Consider the following 17,124-nt stretch of genomic DNA (forward strand, 5'->3'; position numbering starts at 1 on the left):
GAAAGCCAAGTGACGCATTGACCTGAGGGCAAATAGCAGGAAAAGAACCGCCTAAACGGATTGCAAACAGCGAGGATCGCAGGATGGGCTGGAAGACACTGGATGACATGGACCTGAACGGCAAGCGCGTTTTGGTGCGTGTCGACATCAATGTACCGGTTTCAGACGGTGTTGTGACCGACGACACCCGCATTCAGCGCATTGTGCCGACGGTTCAAGATATTCTGGCCGCTGGCGGTATGCCGATCCTTCTGGCTCATTTCGGGCGCCCCAAGGGCGAACGCGTGCCCGAGATGTCGCTTAAACAGCTGGTGCCCGCGCTTGAGACGGCCTTTGGCACGCCCGTTGTCTTTGCCGAGGATTGCGTAGGGCCCGCAGCAGAACAGGCGGCAGAGGCGCTGCAACCCGGTCAGGTCCTGTTGCTGGAAAACACGCGCTATCACGCGGCAGAGACCAAAAACGACACCGATCTGGCCGCGGGCATGGCCAAGCTGAGCGATGTCTATTGCAATGACGCCTTTTCCGCCGCCCACCGCGCCCATAGCTCGACCGAGGCCATTGCCCGCCTGCTGCCCGCCTGTGCGGGCCGTCTGATGCAGGCCGAGCTGCAAGCGCTTGAAGGTGCATTGGGCGCTCCCAAACGCCCCGTGACCGCGGTTGTGGGTGGCGCCAAGGTTTCAACTAAGCTGGAGCTGTTGGGCAATCTGATCGAGAAGGTCGATTATCTGGTCATCGGCGGTGGGATGGCCAACACCTTTCTGGTGGCGCAAGGCATCAGTGTTGGGAAATCTCTTGCCGAAACCGCGATGAAGGACACAGCGGCCGAGATCCTTGCCAAAGCGCAAAGCGCGGGTTGTCAGATCGTTCTGCCCAGTGACGTGGTGGTCGCCACTGCATTCGAGGCCAATGCGCCGCATCAGGTCCTGCCCGCCGATCAATGCCCCGAAGACAGCATGATCCTGGATGCAGGGCCCGACAGCGTAGCCACCATCACTGAGGTGTTTGCAAAAAGCCAGACCCTGATCTGGAACGGCCCCCTGGGCGCGTTCGAGTTGACGCCGTTTGATGCCGCCACCAATGCGGCCGCTTTGAAAGCGGCTGAACTCAGTCGTTCGGGTCAATTGATCTCGGTCGCCGGCGGTGGTGACACTGTCGCAGCGCTGAACGCCTCGGGCGCGGCTGCGGATTTCACCTATATCTCAACCGCTGGCGGTGCGTTCCTGGAGTGGATGGAAGGCAAAACCCTGCCCGGCGTCGCGGCGTTGGACCAGTAAAACAGAGCTTGCACAAAGCGCTAGTCAGCGGCGCTTTGCCAATCTCGTTTTTGGCTCCTGTTTTTGTAGCACAGGGGATTCACAAGCCGAATCACCTGTGACATAGTGTTTCCAGATGTCCGCTAAGGGCACATGTTCGAGGCAGTTTCTATTCGGTGGTTTCCCTAGTGACCCGTTCACATCGCCCCGGTTTGGGTGCAGTCCTGTTCTTCTCGGTCGCCTTCATGTTGGGCGCTTATTTCACCTTTGCCGCCGTGCAAGGTGACTATGGTCTGTTCCGCCGTGTCGAGATCGCTGCCGAACGGGACGCGCTGTCGCGGGATCTTACGCAGTTGAACGCCGAAATCGCGAAGATGGAAAACCTGACCCTGCGCCTGTCAGATACCTACCTGGATCTGGATCTGCTGGATCAGCAGGCGCGGTCCATTCTGGGCCTGATCCGCGCGGATGAGATCGTTATTCAATAGTTCCATCCACCTTGTAAGACCTCATGGCATAGCGCGTCAGAGCGCATTAATTTCGCGTGAATGACCATGCGTCACATTTACCCTCGCCAGCAAGCGCCAAATGCTTTATGAAATAGTTTAACGCTAAACTATCTTGCCGAGAGGGGGAGATCGCCACTATGGCTGCGCGAAAAACCACAAAGAAACCAAATGTTTCTGCGGAAGAACTCACGACATATTACCGCGAGATGCTGCTGATCCGGCGATTCGAGGAAAAGGCGGGCCAGCTCTATGGCATGGGCCTGATCGGTGGTTTCTGTCACCTGTATATCGGTCAGGAAGCAGTTGTTGTCGGGCTTGAAGCTGCGGCCAAAGAAGGTGACAAGCGGATCACCTCCTATCGCGACCACGGCCATATGCTGGCCTGCGGCATGGATCCGGGTGGCGTGATGGCCGAACTGACCGGGCGCGAAGGCGGCTTGTCCAAGGGCAAGGGCGGCTCGATGCACATGTTCTCGAAAGAGAAGCACTTCTATGGTGGTCATGGCATTGTTGGCGCGCAGGTGCCGTTGGGGGCCGGTCTGGCCTTTGCCGACAAGTACAAGGAAAACGGCGGTGTGACCTTTACCTATTTCGGGGATGGCGCCGCCAACCAAGGCCAGGTCTATGAGACCTTCAACATGGCCGCGATCTGGGATCTGCCGGTGGTGTTCGTGATCGAGAACAACCAATATGCCATGGGCACCTCGCAGGCACGCTCGACCTCGACCAAAGACATTTACCTGCGCGGCGAAGCATTCGGCATCCCCGGCGAGATTGTCGATGGTATGGATGTGCTGGCGGTCAAGGCTGCGGGCGAAAAGGCCGTTGCTCACTGCCGCGCAGGCAAAGGCCCCTATATCCTTGAGGTCAAGACCTACCGATATCGCGGCCACTCGATGTCGGACCCGGCCAAGTACCGCACCCGAGAAGAGGTTCAGAAGGTCCGCGAACAAAGTGACCCGATCGAACATGTGCGCGAGATGCTTCTAACTGGCAAACACGCGACCGAAGAGGATCTGAAGGCGATCGACAAAGAGATCAAAGAGATCGTCAATCAGGCCGCCGAATTCTCAAAAGAAAGCCCCGAGCCTTCGGTCGAAGAGCTCTGGACAGACATTTACGCCTGAGAGGACGATTAAGACATGGCAACCGAAATTCTCATGCCCGCCCTTTCGCCCACGATGGAAGAGGGCACGCTGGCCAAGTGGCTGGTCAAGGAAGGCGACACTGTATCCTCGGGCGACATCATGGCCGAGATCGAAACCGACAAGGCGACGATGGAGTTCGAAGCCGTTGATGAAGGCATCATCGGCAAGATCCTGATCGCGGAAGGCAGCGAAGGGGTCAAGGTCAACACCCCCATCGCGATCCTGGTCGAGGAAGGCGAAGACGCCTCCGCCCTGCCCGCTGCGGCACCCGCCGCCGCAGCAGAGACCGAAGCCGCCTCAGCGGCGGTTGAGGCCCCTGCTCCCGCCGCTGCTGCCCCCGCCGCACCGGTTGTGGACTTGTCGCCCGATTGGCCCGCCGATGCCGAGATGAAATCCGAAACCGTCCGCGAAGCCCTGCGCGACGCGATGGCCGAAGAAATGCGCAGCGACGAAGACGTCTATCTGATGGGCGAAGAGGTCGCCGAATATCAAGGCGCCTACAAGATCAGCCAGGGCCTGCTGGATGAATTCGGCCCCAAGCGCGTGATTGACACGCCGATTACTGAACATGGTTTTGCGGGTATCGCTGTGGGCTCTGCCTTTGGTGGCCTGAAACCGATTGTTGAGTTCATGACCTTCAACTTCGCCATGCAGGCGATTGACCAGATCATCAATTCTGCCGCCAAGACGCTCTATATGTCTGGCGGTCAGATGGGCTGCCCCATCGTGTTCCGGGGCCCCAATGGCGCCGCCGCCCGCGTGGCAGCGCAGCACAGCCAGGACTATGCCGCTTGGTATATGCAGATCCCCGGCCTGAAAGTTGTCATGCCCTATTCGGCAGCCGACGCCAAAGGCCTGCTGAAATCCGCAATTCGTGATCCGAACCCGGTGGTTTTCCTGGAGAACGAAATCCTCTACGGCCGGTCCTTCGACATGCCGCAAGTGGATGATCTGACTATCCCGCTGGGAAAGGCCCGCATTTGGCGCGAAGGCTCGGATGTGACGATCGTCAGCTTTGGCATCGGCATGCAATACGCGCTTGAGGCCGCCGACAAGCTGGCCGAAGACGGCATCAGCGCCGAAGTGATCGACCTGCGCACCATCCGCCCTATGGATACCGGCGCGATCATCAATTCGGTGATGAAAACCAACCGCCTGGTGACCGTCGAAGAAGGCTGGCCGCAAGGCTCAGTCGGCAGCTATATCAGCTCGGTGGTGATGCAAGAGGCGTTCGACTATCTCGACGCCCCGGTCATCAACTGCACCGGCAAGGACGTTCCGATGCCTTATGCCGCAAACCTCGAAAAACTGGCCCTGATCACCACCGACGAAGTGATTGCAGCCGTGAAACAAGTGACCTACCGGTAAGGAGCGAGACAGATGCCCACTGAAATTCTGATGCCCGCCCTTTCGCCGACGATGGAAGAAGGCACGCTTGCCAAATGGCTGGTCAAGGAAGGCGATACCGTCTCGTCCGGTGACCTGTTGGCCGAGATCGAAACCGACAAGGCGACAATGGAATTCGAAGCCGTGGATGAAGGCACCATAGGCAAGATCCTGATCCCCGAAGGCTCGGAAGGCGTCAAGGTTAACACCGCCATCGCGGTTCTGTTGGAAGACGGTGAAAGCGCCGATGACATCGCAGCCGCACCAGCCGCAGCGCCAGCGGCTGCCCCCGCAGCCGCCGCGGGTAACGAGGCCGCCCCTGTGGCGTCCGAGGCACCCGCCGCACCGGCAGCCCCAGCCCCGGCGGCGCCGGTCAAAGCCGACGGTGGCCGTATCTTTGCCTCGCCCCTGGCCCGTCGGATCGCGGCGCAAAAAGGTCTCGACCTGGCGCAGATCACCGGCTCAGGCCCGCATGGCCGCATTGTCAAAGCCGATGTGGAAAGCGCCACGGCGGCGCCAGCCGCTGCTGCGCCCGCACCCGCTGCTGCGGCTCCGGCCCCGGCGACTGCGCCCACAGGCCCCTCAGCCGATATGGTTGCGCGCATGTACGAGGGTCGCGAGTACGAGGAAGTCCAGCTGGACGGCATGCGCAAAACCATTGCCGCACGTCTGGGCGAGGCCAAGCAGACCATCCCGCATTTCTACCTGCGCCGTGACATCAAACTGGACGCGCTGCTCAAATTCCGCAGCCAGTTGAACAAGCAGCTGGAAGGCCGCGGCGTCAAGCTGAGCGTCAACGATTTCATCATCAAAGCCGTTGCCAACGCTCTGCAACAGGTTCCGGCCTGTAATGCGGTTTGGGCAGGCGACAGGGTGCTGCAACTGAAACCCTCGGACGTAGCCGTGGCCGTCGCCATCGAAGGCGGGCTTTTCACGCCGGTGTTGCAGGATGCCGATATGAAATCGCTCTCGGCGCTCTCGACCGAGATGAAAGACCTCGCCGCCCGCGCCCGCGAACGCAAGCTGGCTCCGCACGAATATCAGGGCGGCACCTTTGCAATCTCGAACCTGGGCATGTTCGGCATCGACAATTTCGACGCCATCGTGAACCCACCCCATGCCGGTATTCTTGCCGTGGGCACCGGGGTCAAGAAACCGGTGGTCGGCGATGATGGAGAGCTGACCGTGGCCACCGTCATGTCGGTCACCATGTCGGTCGATCACCGCGTTATCGACGGCGCGCTGGGGGCCGAGTTGCTCAAGGCCATTGTCGAGAACCTGGAAAACCCGATGGTGATGTTGGCGTAATCCCAGCAAACGACGTACAAAAAAGGCCGCCTCAACCCACGAGGCGGCCTTTTTACGTTTCTCAAGTCCGACTTATTGATCTTTGCCCAACATATGATCCATCGAAATTGACGGCTGATCACAGCCGGCTTCTCCGACGATCTTTGCAGGGATCCCCGCCACTGTTTTGCACGGCGGAACTTCTTGCAGAACAACAGACCCGGCGGCGATACGGCTGCAATGGCCAACTTCGATATTGCCCAGCACCTTGGCGCCGGCCCCGATCAATACGCCATCGCCGATCTTGGGATGGCGTTGTTCTTCTTCTTTTCCGGTTCCGCCCAAGGTCACGGAATGCAGCATCGAGACATTGTCACCCACCACCGCGGTCTCACCGATGACAATGGAGTGGGCGTGATCGATCATGATACCTTTGCCAATTTTTGCAGCGGGGTGAATGTCGATCCCAAAGATCTCAGACGAACGCATCTGGAAGAAATAGGCCAGATCATGACGGCCCTTGCGCCACAGCCAATGAGCCACGCGATAGGCCTGCATGGCCTGGTAGCCTTTGAAATAAAGAACTGGCTGCAACAGGCGATGACAGGCCGGGTCGCGTTCGTAGACGGCCATAAGGTCGGCCCGCGCAGCTTCGACCAGCGCCGGTTCGTCCGCATAGGCTTCATCCACGATTTCGCGCAGAACCATCATCGACATCTCGTTCGAGCTCAGTTTGGCTGAGACACGATACGACAGCGCGCGTTCAAGGCTGCGGTGGTGAAGGATACAGGCATGCACCAAGCCGCCCATGAGCGGTTCTTTATCGACCGCAGCCTGAGCTTCTTCAGTGATTCTGGTCCAGACCGGGTCAACAGTGGTGACGTGACTGCGCTTTTCCAACATGGCTTATGTCCTTTTGCTGCGCCTAGAATGCCATTTAGTGGTAAAATTACCAAACGCAAACCCGTGATCGACAGGGCAACAAAAATGAATGATGCCGATATTCAGCATTTCAAAGGCCGAATTCGGACCCTGTTGGCAGAAATCCGGGCCCAGACAGAAGGCACAAACGACGCTCGCTCGGTTGTGGAGCTGGATCAACAGGCTGTTGGGCGTCTCAGTCGGATGGACGCGCTGCAAAACCAGGCGATGGCGCAGGCACAGCAAAGCCGCCGCGATCTGGAAACCCTCAGATTACAGGCCGCGCTTGCGCGTATTGCAGAAGGAGAGTTTGGATATTGCGAAGATTGCGGCGAAGACATCGCGCGTGGGCGGTTGGATCTGGACCCCGCCGCCAGCAAATGCATCAGCTGCGCCGCAGGTTAGCGTGAAACCGAATGAGATGCCGCAAGACCATCTCGAAGCAAGCGCAGTAACTAAGATTGTCAAATCCCGGCTCGTCCGCAAGGTGGCGACCACGTGCCGCCGCCATCAATGAGCCGTTTCCAAAGACTGGATGCAGACGCCCCGTTTGGGCCACGTGCTGGTCCGCAGCTTCGGCTTCGGCGATCATACGCCCGCACAGTCGCTCTCGATCTGTGGCGGGCACGGCCAAAAAGGCGCGTGCCGCCGCGCTGACATCTCCGTGAAGAACGGGACGCATGATCAGACCTACCCGACCACCAGGGCCGCAAAGGGACCCGGCCCATAAGTGGCAGACACCTGCGCCACACGGAATTCATAGGGTCCGACGACGCCGTCAGCCGCTTTCATCGCCGGGGTATAGCTCCAGTGCGGTGTTTGAGAGACTTCTTCGCGTACGACACCGCCACTGACCACAACTCGGATCAGATAGCTCTCGGTCTCTTCTGCCAAAGGCACATCCAACCCATCCCAGTCGTCCCCGTCGATACGGGTCCGGCGTATCCAGGTGAAGCTGTCCTCGCCCCCTGAACCTGCGCGTTTCAGATGCACAGGCCGATATGGGCGCAAGCCATTGCCTTCGAAGGTTTCGATCAGATGTACATAAGACGGGTCATCATTGCCGCGCGTGGCCGGGCCAATCCGGTAGTGCTTGGTCAGCCGTCGCTCACCGCGTGTCAGCCCGGTTTGATAGACACGGTTGTCCAGCAACACGAAACATGAACCCGCTGGCCAGACATCCGGCATCAGCGCATCGGTGCCCAACTGTCCACGCAAGTGGGTCGACAGGTTGTATACGCCGACATCTTGCAGGTCAGCCTCGGCAAACTGGAACACTTCCCAATTGCTCGGAGTGCCATCGCCGATTGCGGCCAGATTGGCCCCGTTCAACAGGCTCGACCTCGGTTGTGTGTCCAGAACTCCGTCGATCAGGTTGACCCGCAAAGGCGCGGACTGATCCCAGACCCCAGGGCTTGCGCGCCACAGGGGCGTTTCGGTAAAGCCGATCACTGCCTGACCCGCGATAATCTCGCTCAGGGCATAGTTCTCGTCCTGCGCCGCTGAATAGACCGCGATATTGCCGGGCCATGGATTGGCCGACACTGCCAGATACGGCGCGTGTGGCGCTTCACCGCCGGTGATCAGCGGCAGATCCAAAAACACCGGCAAGACCGGAACCGGCGCGGTAAAGGGCCGTTCGGCCACCACATCATCGGCGATCTCGGCGGGCGAATAATTGCCGGGTTCGATCCGCACCAGATCGGCCAATTGCATCTCGGCCTGCTCCAGCCTGTCGATCCGGTACAGCATGCCATCTTGACGATCCGGCAGTTTGACCACATCGCCCGCCCCCAGATGCAGCATCGATGGCGGCAGCGCGAACCGCGCCGTTTCGCGCGAGACACGAGACTCGCTCAGCCAGCGCTCGACCGTCTGCCGCCCTTCCCCTCGGGTCAGGGACAGAGGCATCTCGTTCACCGAAACCGCATGGGTTGCGTCGTCAGGCAACACAGCCTCTTCAGCGACCACATCATGGTTGGCATCCGATTGCACAAATCGCAGCCGCACCCGGCCGCTCGTCTCGGCCTCAGCCTCGCGGCGGTGTTCGATTGTGCCGTCAATGTCGGGCGAGATGGCCAGAAGATCAGGATCCAAACCAACCGGAGACAATACGTTGCGCATACGGAACACCAAAAGGCCGTCGCGTTCGATCGCGTCGAACCCATAGCTCAGCATCAGCGGTTGCAAGGCCTGCCGCGCGTTCATCACATCATGCATCGCATACCCGCGCACCACGCCATAAAGACCCGAAACATCGATATGGGTCACACCGGCGCTGTGACAGATCTCGGTCACCACCGAGGCCAGCGTGCGTGCGCCCGACCGCCCGTTCAGCCAATGGCCGCGTGCATAGTTCGCCCCATCCGACCATAGCGAGCGGCGGTTTGGAAAGCTGGGAAAGGGCCGCGCGTCCCATGCCCAGACATAGGCGTTGGACATATCAATCATGGGCGCACCATAGCGCGATGAAACCGGGTTGTTGGCCGGATCCCCCCAATACCCCAGCACCGCCTCAAGGTAACGTGTCTGGATGAAATCGTCCCTCAAGCCATTAGAATAATTGGGCAGTTTTGATTCCGACGATTTAGGGTCCAAAAATTTGTTCGGCTGGTTGGTGCCTTTGTCTATTGCCGCGCAGCCAAGCTCATCCAACCAGGCCGCATCGAACTGAGGACCCCTAAGCCCCTCGGGATCATGGGCCGAAAAGGCCTGCGCTTCGGCCCCATTGGGCCAGATCAGTTTGCGCTCCGACGCCTTCCAAGTCGGTCACCGATCCGGCGGTGAGCACTGCAATATCCCGCTATCGCCAAAGATCATTACATCGCGCACCTGATCGAACGTCTCGCCCACCAAAGCCACCCGACAGGCCGCACCCTTGTCCAAAGGCTTGGACCCTTCGACCATCGACCGCACCCATTCGGAACCGGCCCTTGTCTTCCCGGCGCCACGGCCACCCATGATCACCCAGGACCGCCAGTCGCCTTCAGGCGGCAATTGATGCGGCAGCGCCCAAAACTCAAACAGGAAAGGGAGGGCACACAGCCCCCCCCTCCCCGATCTCAGATCGTGCCCGATCAAGGTCGAGCGCGTACCCCCCTTGGGCAATTCCGGCTTGTCTGTGATGTTGTTCGACAAAGCTTGTCTCCACTTTCTGACAGGTTCGGATCAGCCCCTCTAGCTGACCGAGTTGCCTGGCTGAACTAGCAAGATCTGCATCCTCCCCGGCTCCGATTTGCCTGCGCAGTTCTTCCGCTGCCTGGCGCAAACCGCGAATGGACGCCTCAAGCGACTGCAACAAGTCTGCCGTCTGAGAAATCCGCTCTTCCGGGGTAATCAAAGTCATGTTTTGCTTGTGACCTCATGCATGAGTTTTTCCGCACGAGAGAAACGAGAAACGGCCACCGGGTTTCCCCCGGGGCCGTTGCCCACTTCTTCTAGCATGACATAAGGGATACCAAATTAAGTTCGCAATGTCAATGCGTTACGCAACCCTCCTGCAACACTCAGCGCACGCCGTGTTTACGATTGGCCCCTCAACTGCGAACCACCTCCAACAGGGCTGCGCTCACGATCAAAGTCGCTCCAATCAACTCGCGCAGTCCAAACGGCTCACCCGAGAACAAAGCAGCCGAAATCAAGCCAACAACCACCTCGCTCATCAGCAGCAGCCCAACGCGTGCTGGTGTCAGTAAGGTCGCAGGCCAAATGGTCAGAAAAATCATCGGCAATGTATAAAGCGCCGAAAGCAAGGCGACAGGGCCGACCTGAAGCACCGCTTCACCAAGCGCTCTTTCAAGCCCCGCCCCAAATGGCAGGCTGCACAGCGACAAAATCAAGGCACCCAGAATAAAGGCAAAGACCTGTCCCCGTACCGAAATACCCGAGGCACGATACAGTCCAAGCGTTCCAAAGGCCCATGTCATGCCCGAGATCAGCGCCAGCCAATCTCCGGTATTCCGAGGCCAGGGCAGCCCCTGTTCACCTCCCAAGATGATGAACATTCCGCCCAGACCGCAGACAAGCCCTAAAAGCCGCAAAGGCCCCGGTCGCTCGCCTAGCACCACCATGCCCAGGATCGTTCCCCAGACCGGAGTGAGATAAAACAGCAGGATGGCGCGGACGACATCCGTATAAACCAGACTGATGGTGAACAGGCTGAAGGCGGCGCCTGTAAACATGCCGCTAAAAATCAGACTGCGCCAAGCGCGCTGCAACGACCTGCGTTCCCGCCACAAAAACGGCAAAAGAACCAAAATGGCCGAGCTATACATGACGATGCCCGGCCATGCGCCGCTCAGCCCTTGACTCACGAAGTATCGGACCGGGATCCAATAGAGTCCCCACATCATTCCCCCGATGACAAGGGCAATGCTGGCGGTTCTCAAATCCGCCCTGTCAAAAGCTCTGAGCATACACAGCCATCCCGCGAATCCTTCTGTCCGGTATCCGGCAAAGGCCCGCCCTTCGCAAGCGTCGCGCATATTGAGTGCTTGACTTTCAACCCTTCAGGGCGCATGTGCCACCAAACAGCGCTGCAGCGTGAGCACACAGGCCGAAAAGCCAGCCAGCGCCCGATCAACCCCATAGTTCCCCATCACGCAGGGTTCTTGACGCGACGACCAGGCTAAGCAGGAACCGCCTGCTTGTCCCAAGGTCTCGTACACCCCTGTCGGTCGCGGACGCGGCCCATCACGATTTGCCCGTGGCCTGATGCCTTGGGCAGCAGAAGGATAGTTTTTTGTTCGATTTCGACATGCTGGGCCTTGCGCCCGCACTGAATGACGCGCTGAAACGCGCAAACCTTACACAACCGACACCGATCCAGAACCAGGCGATCCCGCTGGCTCTGAATGGGCATGATATTCTTGGGCTGGCGCAGACCGGCACTGGCAAAACTCTGGCCTTTGGCCTGCCCCTGATCGACCATTTGCTGGCGCAGCCCGGCAAGCCTGCGCCCAAAACAGCCAAGGCGCTGATCCTTGCGCCCACGCGCGAGCTGGTGAACCAGATCGCCGACAGCCTGCGCGGGCTGACGCAAAAGACCAAACTGCGCGTGGCCACTGTTGTGGGTGGGCAGTCGATCAACAAACAAGTGATGTTTCTGTCGCGTGGCACGGACATTCTGGTCGCCACACCGGGCCGTCTGATCGACCTGATGGAGCGCGGGGCCGTTGATCTTGGCTCCGTTCGGCATCTGGTGTTGGATGAGGCGGATCAGATGCTCGACATGGGCTTTATCCATGCGCTCCGTCGCATTGCGCCCGCCCTAGGCACACCCCGCCAAACCATGTTGTTCTCGGCGACCATGCCGAAGCAGATGGAAGAGCTCAGCCGTGCCTATCTGGATAACCCGCAGCGGGTGCAAGTGTCGCCCCCGGGCAAAGCAGCCGACAAGATCACGCAGTCGGTCCATTTCGTCTCCAAGCCCGAGAAACCCGGCAAGCTGCGCGAGATCCTGTCTCAGGACCCCGACGCACTGACGCTAGTGTTCTCGCGAACCAAGCATGGGGCCGAAAAGCTAATGAAAGGCCTTGTCGCTGACGGGTTCAACGCTGCCTCGATTCACGGCAACAAAAGCCAGGGGCAGCGGGATCGCGCCATCAAAGCTTTCCGCGCCGGAGAAGTTACCATTCTGGTGGCAACAGACGTCGCCGCCCGCGGCATCGACATCCCTGGTGTGGCCTATGTGATCAACTATGACTTGCCGGAAGTGCCCGACAACTATGTGCACCGCATTGGGCGCACCGCACGCGCAGGTCGCGAGGGTGAGGCGATAGCGTTTTGTGCCGGTGATGAGATCGACAAGCTGATCCAGATCCAAAAGCTGATGAAGATCGAAATTCCTGTGGCCAGCGGAACCATGCCCGAGCGTGAGGAACCAGCGAAACCCGGTCGTCGTCCGGGCAACCGCCGCCGTGGCCCCAAACCACAGAACAAATCAGGTGCTGCACCATCACAAAGTCAAAGACGCCGCCGCCCCCGGCGCCGTTCAGCAGCATAAACAAAAAAAGGCGGGCCGCAGCCCGCCTTTTTTTCTTCTAAACGTTCAGGGCTAAACCCAAACCGTTTTAGTTCCCCGAATTCCGTTCGGCTTCGATCTCGCGCCATTTTGCAACGTTGCGGTTATGCTCCTGCAACGTCTCGGCAAACGCGTGACCCCCTGTGCCATCCGCCACGAAGAACACGAAATCCGTGTCATCAGGGGCCACAGCGGCCTCAAGGCTCGCCAGACCCGGATTGGCAATCGGGGTCGGTGGCAACCCGTCGATCTGATAGGTATTCCAAGGTGTTGGGCGGTTAAGCTCACTACGCCGCAACCCGCGACCCAGCGTTCCTTGACCTTTGGTGACACCATAGATCACAGTAGGGTCTGTCTGCAGACGCATCCCTTGGTTCAAACGGTTCACAAACACGCTCGCGACCTGCCCGCGTTCTTCCGGCACGCCGGTTTCCTTTTCGATGATCGAGGCCAGGATCAACATCTCTTCAGGGCTGGTGATCGGCAGCCCTTCTTGACGGGCCTCCCAGACCGCTTTGATCCGCAGCTGCTGCTCTTCCATCATGTCCCGCAAAACGTCTGCGCGCGCCGCCCCTGGCGTCACGTCATAGCTGTCGGGGGCCAGCATCCCCTCGGGCGGGATTTCGGCAATGTCGCCACTCAGCGCCCCAAAGCTCTTGAGCGCTTCCACAACCTGCCACGACGTCACACCTTCGGCCAGCGATACACGGTACCGCGTATCCGCATTGTCTCGCTTCTCAGTATAGGCATCAGGGATCTGTTCATCACTTGCGTCAAACGCAGCAATCTCGACGAAATCCAACGTGGCCGGGTCAAGCTCGCGCACGCGGGTCTGAATACGTGTTACACCGATCCGGTACTCGATCTCTGAGCCGCAAGTACTGGCACCCGAGCTGGTGATCTCGTCAATGATCTGCTCCATCGACGCGCCTTCGCGCACCAGAAAACTGCCAGCTTTCAACTGCTGGGACTTGTCGCTGTAATCGGCGGCCATGCGGAAAATCGTGCCACTGCTGATCGCGCCCTGATCTTCCAGATCACGGCTGACACGCGTCATGTTCGAGCCCGGCTGCACCTGCAGGCAAATCGCGGTTTCCAAAGGGCCTTCAGCCCGGTATTGCGATTGCCCCCACAGGACCACACCGCCCATGATGAACAGGCCAACCACAAGGATGGTCAACACGTTCGATGCAAGGGCCCGCCACATTCAGCTGACCTTTCCGAAGATCACGCTGGCATTAGTCCCGCCAAAGCCGAACGAGTTTGAAAGGGCCACGTCGATCTTGCGCTCACGCTTGGTGTTGGGTGCCAGATCGATAGGCGTTTCCACGGCAGGGTTTTCCAAGTTGATTGTCGGCGGCGCAACCTGATCGCGGATCGCGAGGATCGAGAATATGGCCTCAATCGCACCTGCAGCCCCCAGCAAGTGACCTGTTGCCGACTTTGTCGAGGTCATGGTCGCCTCACTGGCGTGATCGCCCAGCAAACGCTCGACCGCACCCAGTTCAATGGTATCGGCCATGGTCGACGTGCCATGCGCGTTGATATAGTCCAGATCCTTCGGCTCCAACCCGGCGCTACGCAGCGCGGCGCGCATTGAACGTTCGGCGCCGTCCCCGTCCTCGGATGGGGCCGTAATATGATACGCGTCCCCAGACATGCCATAGCCCAGAACTTCGGCGTAAATCTTGGCACCGCGCGCCTTGGCATGCTCATAGTCTTCGAGCACTACGATACCGGCGCCCTCACCCATGACAAAGCCGTCCCGGTCAACGTCATAAGGGCGGCTCGCCTTCTTGGGATCATCGGCATATTTCGTCGAAAGCGCCTTACAGGCGTTGAAACCCGCGATACCGATTTCGCAGATACAGCCCTCGCCGCCACCGGCGATCATGACGTCGGCATCACCCGCCCGGATGATACGGCTTGCGTCCCCAATCGCATGTGCACCCGTCGAACAGGCTGTCACAACCGAGTGGTTCGGCCCCTTGAAGCCGTGGCGGATCGATACCTGTCCCGAAGCCAGGTTGATCAGCGCGCCGGGAATAAAGAAGGGCGACACACGTCGCGGACCTTTGTCGCGGATCAGGTTCGCAGTGTTTGCGATAGATCCCAGACCACCAATCCCGGAACCGATCAAGACACCGGTGCGCAGCCGCGCCTCTTCATCTTCGGGCAACCAATTCGCATCCTGACACGCCATATCGGCTGCAGCGATGGAATAGAGGATAAAATCTTCGATCTTGCGCTGTTCTTTTGGTGGCATCCAATCGTCAGGATTGAACGTGCCATCGGCGCCATCGCCGCGCGGGACTTCACAGGCATAGGTCGTGGTGACGCCGCTTTCAACCGCGTCGAAATGAGTGATCGGACCCGCACCGGATTCACCATCCAGCAGCCGCGACCAGGATTCCTCGACCCCGCTGGCCAAAGGAGTGACCAATCCAAGGCCGGTAACAACGACTCTGCGCATAGATATGCCTCTTGCCTGCTTACTGTTATTAGAACCGCTCATACCCCGGCACGGGGTCCGGGGGCAAGACCATCAGCGTATTCGCATATGCGGTCGCTACGGCAACTTGCCCGGGCGACCGCACTGAAACGCAAGCTGGGCTCGTCGTAACGCTTGGCGCTGACATGCTCAGGTCAGACCGCGCGCCTCGGCGAACACCGCAGTCTTACTGGAACTGAGCCACCGGCTCTTGAGCGCCCCGGGCGACGCGCAACGCGTCCTCCAATGACAGTTTCTTGCGGAACAATGCGCGCCCCAGAATTGCCCCGGAAATGTTCGGTATATAGGCTAGGCGCGAGATGTCATCCGCGCTGCGTACCACGCCGCTGGCGATCACCGGTGTGCGAGACTGCGCCGCCAAACCCGATATCAACCCCAACTGCGCCTCGACATCTTCCATGTCGCTGTCGATATCTGTCACAAGGATCGCCGCAAAAGGCGTATCCGCAAATGCGTCGATAAAGGCTTCGGCCGTAAACGCGCTCTGGCTGCGCCAGCCTTCGGTCATCACACGACCTTTCCAGACATCCACCGCCAGAACAATCTGGTCTGGATACAGCTTGGCCAATTTCTTCACCAGATTCGGCTCCCATGCCGCCATGGTGCCGATCACGATCCGGCCTGCACCTTTATCTAGCCAATGCTCAACATGTTCGCGGGTGCGCATTCCTCCGGCCAATTGCACAGGGATCTCGGCCGAGCGAATGATCTCCTCCACCAAAGCGGCGTTGGTATCGCGACCCTCGATTGCGTCAAAATCGGTCAGTTGCATCCACTCGGCACCCGCAGCCGCCCAGCCGCGCACCGTTTCCACCGGATCCACATGCCAGATCAACGCATCTTCCAAACGCCCCTTGTCCAGGGTCACGCACCGACCGTTCTGCAACTCCATCGTGGGGTAGATCATCATGACTCATTTCCTCCGCTGAATCACTCTGGATTTCCACGGTAGCATAGAGTCTCAAAATGGGTTCCGGTTTCACAAGATCGGCAAACCCGGACTGTTTTGCGGCATCGATCAATGTCGCGTCGGTGGACGATCCCGCTTGAGCAAGTGAACATCGGTTCCGCGATACTTGGCCTCGCGCATCAATGTATAGCCGAGTTTCTGTGCCAGTTTCAGCGACGCTTCGTTCTTGCTGCCTATCAAGGACACCAACGGGCCGGGAATCACGCGATCAAACCAGTCATGCGCGGCCTGCGCCGCCTCAAACCCAAAGCCCTGCCCCTGACCTTCTTGGGCCAAAACCCAGCCAGCCTCTGGGAAAGTATCGAAATCTTCACCCAAGTCTCGGTTCCCATAAAAGAAACCCGCCTGGCCTATCAGCGTCCGGTTGGCTTGCAGCACAACGGCCCATTGTCCAAACCCTGCCATTTGCCAATGCCCGGCATTGCGCACGAACGATTCCCAGGCTTCGCCACGGGTTTTGGGTTTGCCGCCAATATGGCACACAACCTTGGGGTCGCGCCATATCTCTGCGAACCGGTTAAAGTCCTCAGGTCGCATCGCGCACAGCGTCAACCGTGCGGTGTTGATCATCGGGGTGGATCTTATCATGCCCTTGCCCGCTTATGTTTTCTGCCTCAGACAATACGTTGCGAAGGGTAAACATCTCATGCAAGAGAGAAATTTGTCTGGCCACAAAAAACGGCGCCTCCGTTGCCCGGAAGCGCCGCTTTTTTTCAGAACCGAAGCTCTTAGGAAGCTTCGCTGATGAATTTGACGGCGTCGCCAAAGGTCTGGATGGTTTCGGCCGCGTCATCAGGGATCTCGATGCCGAATTCTTCTTCGAAGGCCATAACCAGCTCAACAGTGTCCAAGCTGTCTGCGCCCAGATCGTCGATGAAGGATGCGTTTTCCGCAACTTTGTCTTCTTCAACACCCAGGTGCTCAACAACGATCTTCTTTACGCGATCTGCGACGTCGCTCATGTCTATTCCTCATTCCATTTCAGGGCGGTTTGCCCGGTTCTGCCCTTGCCCGCGCGGGGTGGCCTTGGTTTGCCCATTCCGGGCGGTTTGGGTCCCGGGTCCCCGGGAAAACAAAGAACCGATCGGAACCGGTCCCTTTTAAGATGCGCCGCCT

At 59.1% G+C, this 17,124-nt stretch carries 16 protein-coding genes and 1 pseudogene; 7 read left to right on the top strand and 10 right to left on the bottom strand.

All coding sequences use genetic code 11. The features are described from left to right. Window positions 1–83 precede the first annotated feature (83 nt). From pgk to GOW40_RS09925, 5 genes are all read left to right on the top strand, one after another. Window positions 84–1,274, top strand: a complete 1,191-nt coding sequence (pgk, locus tag GOW40_RS09905; protein WP_171130073.1) for a phosphoglycerate kinase — start codon at window positions 84–86, stop codon at window positions 1,272–1,274. Window positions 1,275–1,441: 167 nt separating this feature from the next. Beyond that, complete coding sequence (locus tag GOW40_RS09910; protein ID WP_171099732.1) at window positions 1,442–1,741, top strand: septum formation initiator family protein; 300 nt, start codon at window positions 1,442–1,444, stop codon at window positions 1,739–1,741. A gap of 158 nt (window positions 1,742–1,899) precedes the next feature. Further along, a complete protein-coding gene (gene pdhA / locus GOW40_RS09915; RefSeq protein WP_171099734.1) occupies window positions 1,900–2,889 on the top strand; it encodes a pyruvate dehydrogenase (acetyl-transferring) E1 component subunit alpha in 990 nt (329 codons plus the stop codon). 15 nt (window positions 2,890–2,904) lie between these two features. Further along, the gene (locus GOW40_RS09920) at window positions 2,905–4,278 is read left to right on the top strand and encodes a pyruvate dehydrogenase complex E1 component subunit beta (protein WP_171130075.1); all 1,374 of its coding nucleotides are present in this window, start codon (window positions 2,905–2,907) and stop codon (window positions 4,276–4,278) included. Between the two features lie 12 nt (window positions 4,279–4,290). Then, window positions 4,291–5,604 (top strand): pyruvate dehydrogenase complex dihydrolipoamide acetyltransferase, encoded by a 1,314-nt coding sequence (locus tag GOW40_RS09925; protein ID WP_171130077.1) that lies wholly within the window; start codon window positions 4,291–4,293, stop codon window positions 5,602–5,604. 72 nt (window positions 5,605–5,676) lie between these two features. On the opposite strand, the gene cysE is transcribed toward GOW40_RS09925, so the two are convergent. Beyond that, window positions 5,677–6,486, bottom strand: a complete 810-nt coding sequence (gene cysE / locus GOW40_RS09930) for a serine O-acetyltransferase (RefSeq protein WP_171099739.1) — start codon at window positions 6,484–6,486, stop codon at window positions 5,677–5,679. A gap of 84 nt (window positions 6,487–6,570) precedes the next feature. On the opposite strand from cysE, the gene GOW40_RS09935 reads away from it, so the two are divergent. Further along, window positions 6,571–6,909: a TraR/DksA C4-type zinc finger protein gene (locus GOW40_RS09935; protein ID WP_171100146.1), complete on the top strand. Its 339-nt coding sequence runs from the start codon at window positions 6,571–6,573 to the stop codon at window positions 6,907–6,909. Here the strand turns inward: GOW40_RS09935 and GOW40_RS09940 are convergent. From GOW40_RS09940 to GOW40_RS09950, 4 genes and pseudogenes are all read right to left on the bottom strand, one after another. Beyond that, window positions 6,890–7,186, bottom strand: coding sequence for a hypothetical protein (locus tag GOW40_RS09940; RefSeq protein WP_171130079.1), 297 nt, complete (start codon window positions 7,184–7,186; stop codon window positions 6,890–6,892). The two genes, GOW40_RS09935 and GOW40_RS09940, sit on opposite strands and share 20 nt — an antisense overlap. A gap of 8 nt (window positions 7,187–7,194) precedes the next feature. Next, the gene (locus tag GOW40_RS09945; RefSeq protein WP_371731835.1) at window positions 7,195–8,724 is read right to left on the bottom strand and encodes a phage tail protein; all 1,530 of its coding nucleotides are present in this window, start codon (window positions 8,722–8,724) and stop codon (window positions 7,195–7,197) included. A 180-nt stretch (window positions 8,725–8,904) separates the two neighbouring features. Further along, window positions 8,905–9,570: pseudogene (locus GOW40_RS22340) on the bottom strand (glycoside hydrolase TIM-barrel-like domain-containing protein); the annotation flags it as partial. A gap of 470 nt (window positions 9,571–10,040) precedes the next feature. Beyond that, the gene (locus GOW40_RS09950) at window positions 10,041–10,988 is read right to left on the bottom strand and encodes a DMT family transporter (protein WP_371731832.1); all 948 of its coding nucleotides are present in this window, start codon (window positions 10,986–10,988) and stop codon (window positions 10,041–10,043) included. 257 nt (window positions 10,989–11,245) lie between these two features. Between GOW40_RS09950 and GOW40_RS09955 the strand changes: the two genes are divergently transcribed. Then, complete coding sequence (locus tag GOW40_RS09955) at window positions 11,246–12,508, top strand: DEAD/DEAH box helicase (protein WP_171130081.1); 1,263 nt, start codon at window positions 11,246–11,248, stop codon at window positions 12,506–12,508. A gap of 67 nt (window positions 12,509–12,575) precedes the next feature. Here GOW40_RS09955 and mltG read toward each other — a convergent pair whose 3' ends face one another. From mltG to GOW40_RS09980, 5 genes are all read right to left on the bottom strand, one after another. Next, a complete protein-coding gene (gene mltG / locus GOW40_RS09960) occupies window positions 12,576–13,733 on the bottom strand; it encodes an endolytic transglycosylase MltG (RefSeq protein WP_171130083.1) in 1,158 nt (385 codons plus the stop codon). Beyond that, window positions 13,734–14,999: a beta-ketoacyl-ACP synthase II gene (fabF, locus tag GOW40_RS09965; RefSeq protein WP_171130085.1), complete on the bottom strand. Its 1,266-nt coding sequence runs from the start codon at window positions 14,997–14,999 to the stop codon at window positions 13,734–13,736. Window positions 15,000–15,204: 205 nt separating this feature from the next. Beyond that, a complete protein-coding gene (locus tag GOW40_RS09970) occupies window positions 15,205–15,948 on the bottom strand; it encodes a HisA/HisF-related TIM barrel protein (protein WP_171230950.1) in 744 nt (247 codons plus the stop codon). Window positions 15,949–16,056: 108 nt separating this feature from the next. Further along, window positions 16,057–16,596, bottom strand: a complete 540-nt coding sequence (locus tag GOW40_RS09975; RefSeq protein ID WP_171099755.1) for a GNAT family N-acetyltransferase — start codon at window positions 16,594–16,596, stop codon at window positions 16,057–16,059. Window positions 16,597–16,736: 140 nt separating this feature from the next. Further along, complete coding sequence (locus GOW40_RS09980; RefSeq protein WP_008756330.1) at window positions 16,737–16,970, bottom strand: acyl carrier protein; 234 nt, start codon at window positions 16,968–16,970, stop codon at window positions 16,737–16,739. Window positions 16,971–17,124 lie beyond the last annotated feature (154 nt).

The organism is Ruegeria sp. HKCCA6707, assembly GCF_013033515.1.
In the GTDB taxonomy this organism is placed as follows: domain Bacteria; phylum Pseudomonadota; class Alphaproteobacteria; order Rhodobacterales; family Rhodobacteraceae; genus Ruegeria.

Bases quoted from the DNA above. Each gene is read 5' to 3' on its own strand.
- pgk (WP_171130073.1), top strand. From the start codon at position 84: ATGGGCTGGAAGACACTGGATGACATGGACCTGAACGGCAAGCGCGTT.
- pdhA (WP_171099734.1), top strand. From the start codon at position 1,900: ATGGCTGCGCGAAAAACCACAAAGAAACCAAATGTTTCTGCGGAAGAA.
- GOW40_RS09920 (WP_171130075.1), top strand. From the start codon at position 2,905: ATGGCAACCGAAATTCTCATGCCCGCCCTTTCGCCCACGATGGAAGAG.
- GOW40_RS09925 (WP_171130077.1), top strand. From the start codon at position 4,291: ATGCCCACTGAAATTCTGATGCCCGCCCTTTCGCCGACGATGGAAGAA.
- cysE (WP_171099739.1), bottom strand. From the start codon at position 6,486: ATGTTGGAAAAGCGCAGTCACGTCACCACTGTTGACCCGGTCTGGACC.
- GOW40_RS09935 (WP_171100146.1), top strand. From the start codon at position 6,571: ATGAATGATGCCGATATTCAGCATTTCAAAGGCCGAATTCGGACCCTG.
- GOW40_RS09940 (WP_171130079.1), bottom strand. From the start codon at position 7,186: ATGCGTCCCGTTCTTCACGGAGATGTCAGCGCGGCGGCACGCGCCTTT.
- GOW40_RS09945 (WP_371731835.1), bottom strand. From the start codon at position 8,724: ATGCATGATGTGATGAACGCGCGGCAGGCCTTGCAACCGCTGATGCTG.
- GOW40_RS09950 (WP_371731832.1), bottom strand. From the start codon at position 10,988: ATGCGCGACGCTTGCGAAGGGCGGGCCTTTGCCGGATACCGGACAGAA.
- mltG (WP_171130083.1), bottom strand. From the start codon at position 13,733: ATGTGGCGGGCCCTTGCATCGAACGTGTTGACCATCCTTGTGGTTGGC.
- fabF (WP_171130085.1), bottom strand. From the start codon at position 14,999: ATGCGCAGAGTCGTTGTTACCGGCCTTGGATTGGTCACTCCTTTGGCC.
- GOW40_RS09970 (WP_171230950.1), bottom strand. From the start codon at position 15,948: ATGATGATCTACCCCACGATGGAGTTGCAGAACGGTCGGTGCGTGACC.
- GOW40_RS09975 (WP_171099755.1), bottom strand. From the start codon at position 16,596: ATGATAAGATCCACCCCGATGATCAACACCGCACGGTTGACGCTGTGC.
- GOW40_RS09980 (WP_008756330.1), bottom strand. From the start codon at position 16,970: ATGAGCGACGTCGCAGATCGCGTAAAGAAGATCGTTGTTGAGCACCTG.